General features: G+C 57.8%; 1 rRNA gene. It reads right to left on the bottom strand.

The window, feature by feature from the left end:
- Positions 1-9: 9 nt before the first annotated feature.
- Positions 10-3,147 (bottom strand): 23S ribosomal RNA (locus ACRYCC_RS43960).
- Positions 3,148-3,335 lie beyond the last annotated feature (188 nt).

The following is a 3,335-nucleotide window of genomic DNA, read 5'->3' as shown; positions in this document are numbered from 1 at the left end:
GTTTGTGGTGTGTTCAAGCCGCTCGGCCTATTAGTACCAGTCAACTCCACACCTTACGGTGCTTCCATTTCTGGCCTATCAACCCAGTGGTCTAGCTGGGGGCCTTACACCCCTCGAAGGGGGTGGGAGATCTCATCTCGAGGAAGGCTTCCCGCTTAGATGCTTTCAGCGGTTATCCCGTCCGAACGTAGCCAACCAGCCGTGCCATTGGCATGACAACTGGCACACCAGAGGTTCGTCCGTCCCGGTCCTCTCGTACTAGGGACAGACCCTCTCAAATCTCCTGCGCGCGCAGCGGATAGGGACCGAACTGTCTCGCGACGTTCTAAACCCAGCTCGCGTGCCGCTTTAATGGGCGAACAGCCCAACCCTTGGGACCTACTCCAGCCCCAGGATGCGACGAGCCGACATCGAGGTGCCAAACCATCCCGTCGATATGGACTCTTGGGGAAGATCAGCCTGTTATCCCCGGGGTACCTTTTAGCCGTTGAGCGACGGCGCTTCCACATGCCACCGCCGGATCACTAGGCCCTGCTTTCGCACCTGCTCGACATGTCCGTCTCACAGTCAAGCTCCCTTGTGCCCTTGCACTCGCCACCTGATTACCAACCAGGCTGAGGGAACCTTTGGGCGCCTCCGTTACCTTTTAGGAGGCAACCGCCCCAGTTAAACTACCCACCAGGCACTGTCCCCCACCCGGATTCACGGGTGCGGGTTAGACGCTCGAAACGACCAGAGTGGTATTTCACCAATGACTCCACCCACACTGGCGTGTGAGCTTCACAGTCTCCCACCTATCCTACACAAGACGCTCCAAACGCCAATGCCAAGCTGTAGTGAAGGTCCCGGGGTCTTTCCGTCCTGCTGCGCGAAACGAGCATCTTTACTCGTACTGCAATTTCGCCGGGTCTGTGGTTGAGACAGTGGGGAAGTCGTTACGCCATTCGTGCAGGTCGGAACTTACCCGACAAGGAATTTCGCTACCTTAGGATGGTTATAGTTACCACCGCCGTTTACCGGCGCTTAGATTCTCAGCTTCACCCCAAAGGGTTGACCGGTCCTCTTAACGTTCCGGCACCGGGCAGGCGTCAGTCCGTATACAGCGTCTTACGACTTCGCACGGACCTGTGTTTTTAGTAAACAGTCGCTTCCCCCTGGTATCTGCGGCCACACCCCGCTCACCGCGCACGGCGGATCACCGGGCATGGCCCCCCTTCTCCCGAAGTTACGGGGGCAATTTGCCGAGTTCCTTAACCACAGTTCACCCGATCGCCTTAGTATTCTCTACCTGACCACCTGAGTCGGTTTAGGGTACGGGCCGCCGTCACACATCGCTAGAGGCTTTTCTCGGCAGCATGGGATCACTCACTTCACCACAATGGCTCGGCATCACATCTCACCCTCATGCGCCACGGATTTGCCTATGGCGCGGGCTACATGCTTACCCCAGGACTACCATCGCCTGGGCTGAGCTACCCTCCTGCGTCACCCCATCGCTTACCTACTACCCCATCAGGCCGACCACTCCCCCCACGGACAGGCCCGAAGGCCCGGCACCGCAGGGTTTGCTGGTCTTAGTATCCGGAGGTTCGATATGGGCGCGTGACAGCGGGTACGGGAATATCAACCCGTTGTCCATCGACTACGCCTGTCGGCCTCGCCTTAGGTCCCGACTTACCCTGGGCGGATTAGCCTGCCCCAGGAACCCTTGGTCATCCGGCGGAGGGGTTTCTCACCCCTCATTCGCTACTCATGCCTGCATTCTCACTCGTGTCACCTCCACAACTGGCTCACGCCGCTGCTTCACCGGTGACACGACGCTCCCCTACCCACCCCAACCCCTGGACGAGGAAACCCCGCCTGGGTTTTGTTGGGATGCCACGGCTTCGGCGGTGTGCTTGAGCCCCGCTACATTGTCGGCGCGGAATCACTTGACCAGTGAGCTATTACGCACTCTTTCAAGGATGGCTGCTTCTAAGCCAACCTCCTGGTTGTCACTGCGACTCCACATCCTTTCCCACTTAGCACACGCTTAGGGGCCTTAACCGATGATCTGGGCTGTTTCCCTCTCGACTACGAACCTTATCGCCCGCAGTCTCACTGCCGCGCTCTCACTTACCGGCATTCGGAGTTTGGCTGACGTCAGTAACCTTGTAGGGCCCATCAGCCAACCAGTAGCTCTACCTCCGGCAAGAAACACACGACGCTGCACCTAAATGCATTTCGGGGAGAACCAGCTATCACGGAGTTTGATTGGCCTTTCACCCCTAACCACAGGTCATCCCCCAGGTTTTCAACCCTGGTGGGTTCGGTCCTCCACACCGTCTTACCGGCGCTTCAACCTGCCCATGGCTAGATCACTCCGCTTCGGGTCTACAGCATGCGACTAAAAACGCCCTCTTCAGACTCGCTTTCGCTACGGCTACCCCACACGGGTTAACCTCGCCACACACCATAACTCGCAGGCTCATTCTTCAAAAGGCACGCCATCACCAAGAAACCCCCGAAAGGGTCCAGGAGGCTCTGACGGCTTGTAGGCACACGGTTTCAGGTACTATTTCACGACCCCTCACCGGGGCACTTTTCACCTTTCCCTCACGGTACTCGTCCGCTATCGGTCACCAGGAAGTATTTAGGCTTACCAGGTGGTCCTGGCAGATTCACACGGGATTTCACGGGCCCCGTGCTACTCGGGAACACCCCCAGAAGACGCCTGCGTTTCACCTACCGGACTCTCACCGTCTACGGTCAGCCTTCCCAGACTGTTCGGCTACACAAACGCTTTATAACTCCTCACCCTCACGGCAGCAAAGGTAGGGGGGTCCCACAACCCCGGATGCGCAACGCCTGCCGGCTATCACACACACCCGGTTTAGCCTCCTCCGCTTTCGCTCACCACTACTCGCGGAATCACTATTGTTTTCTCTTCCAGCGGGTACTGAGATGTTTCACTTCCCCGCGTTCCCACCAACCGCCCTATTTCATTCAGACGGCGGCGACACCCCATGACGGGTGCCAGGTTTCCCCATTCGGAAATCCCCGGATCAAAGTCTGGTTGCCGACTCCCCGAGGCATATCGCAGGCTCCCACGTCCTTCATCGGCTCCTGATGCCAAGGCATCCACCGTGTGCCCTTAAAAACTTGAACACCAAACAACCCACCCCCCACAACCCCCCGAAAGAGATCATGAAAAGGGTGAATACATCAGCGATACAAAGATGCTCGCGTCCACTGTGCAGTTCTCAAACAACAGACAGCACCACCCACACACATCACAACCACCCAACCCACAAGAGCAGACGGCGTTTGATGCAAGGACGGTCCCGCACAACCTA

It is taken from the genome of Actinomadura scrupuli (assembly GCF_050971785.1).
Lineage (GTDB): Bacteria > Actinomycetota > Actinomycetes > Streptosporangiales > Streptosporangiaceae > Actinomadura_E > Actinomadura_E scrupuli.
Note: the sequence above shows the minus strand (reverse complement) of the source record. Positions and strands in the feature narration are given on the sequence as shown.